This window comes from Winogradskyella costae (assembly GCF_013403865.1).
Lineage (GTDB): Bacteria > Bacteroidota > Bacteroidia > Flavobacteriales > Flavobacteriaceae > Winogradskyella > Winogradskyella costae.
In genome coordinates this window covers 1-1472 of the sequence record NZ_JABFDK010000030.1, presented here as the reverse complement: position 1 = coordinate 1472, position 1472 = coordinate 1, and the positions used below count along the sequence as shown (strand labels likewise).

Sequence of the window (1472 nt, the reverse complement as noted above, 5' to 3'; positions counted from 1 at the left end):
TGCGGAATTTTCACGGGTTCGTAAAAGTTTGCTAAATTAGTTGCTTAACCACGCAACTAACCATACACAATCACGTTATGCACAAGCTGAAAAAACGCCTATGAGAAATACAATCGTAATTGCTTTATTATTAATTTTGGGTTTTTCATCGTGTAAAGATGACCGAAATTCCACCGCTGAAAATAAAGCTAAAATATTCTCTGAAATATACAATCAAGATAATATTGAAAGTGAATATTTCAATATTGACATAAAAACTGACACAACTCTCGTTACAAAAAATGGTTCTATTTATAGAATTTATGCCAATACCTTTGAAATAGAGACAGGAGATTCAATTAATCAAATACAAATTGAAATAAAAGAAATATTTAATCCAATTGACTTTGTAATTGGAAACTTAACCACGACTAGTAACAATAAACTTTTATCCAGTGGTGGAATGTTATACATAAATGCTTCTATAAACGACAAAATAACAAAACTAAAAAGCGGAAAAGAAATCGGAATTATGATTCCAACATCAGAATTAGATGATGAAATGTTGATTTTTGAAGGAGTAAAAGATAGTTTATCAATAAATTGGACAAACCAAAAAAGCATTCTTAATAAAGAATTAAAGGAACTTGAACAATCTTATAAAACTATTACTTACCAATTTGACAATATTGCTGACTTTGAAAGTAAAGAACTTGATAAATGGTTTTGGAGTCCTGAACGAAAAATAGGAGATAAAACCCAGTTTCAAAAAGCTAATATAAAAATAATTGATATCTCAAGAGATACGGTTAAATTAAAAGAAAGCCAAAATGGCCTATTCATTCCTGAAGTAATAACAAAAAAAGGACAAAATGGATTTGTGGAAGATTTTAATACAAGTTATATTTTTTCGGTCAGAAAATTAGGCTGGTCGAATATTGACAAATTTTTTAATGACCCAAAATCTGAAATAGTAGATTTAATCCTAAAAGTTAAAAACGAAGATTTTTCGTATGTATTCACTTCGCTTTTATTACCAAATAAGAATATGTATATTCCTGGTTACGAAAGAATGGACGGTTCTTTCGGATTCACGCACAACGACGCAGAGGATTTGATTTTACCCATTGGAGATAAAGCGTATATTATGGCGACTTCTTATATAGATGATTTACCATATTTTGATTTAATAGAATTCGAAATAAGTTCTAAAAAAGTTATGACGTTAGAATTGAAACAAACAACAGCAATAGAATTAAAAAATAAACTAGCTGAAAATATTGAGTAGTAAGCCTGTGCATAACACCGTGTATATTTAATTGCTTCATTGAGCTTACTTGCGAATATTCCTGCGGAATATTCACGGGTTCGTAAAAGTTTGCTAACTTAGTTGCTTAACCACGCAACTAACCATACACGTATTCCAAGATCAAATCCTAGTAATATTTAGTTTTATTTTTTATGCTGCATATTGCTGAAGAACCACATATGGT

The 1472-nt window shown here is 29.8% G+C and carries 1 protein-coding gene; it reads left to right on the top strand.

Annotated features, from left to right (window positions below; all coding sequences use genetic code 11):
• The first annotated feature begins 100 nt into the window (after positions 1-100).
• Complete coding sequence (locus HM986_RS17530; protein ID WP_179336340.1) at positions 101-1267, top strand: hypothetical protein; 1167 nt, start codon at positions 101-103, stop codon at positions 1265-1267.
• Positions 1268-1472 lie beyond the last annotated feature (205 nt).

Excerpts from the sequence above, each read along its gene's own strand:
- HM986_RS17530 (WP_179336340.1), top strand. The coding sequence starts at position 101 with ATGAGAAATACAATCGTAATTGCTTTATTATTAATTTTGGGTTTTTCA.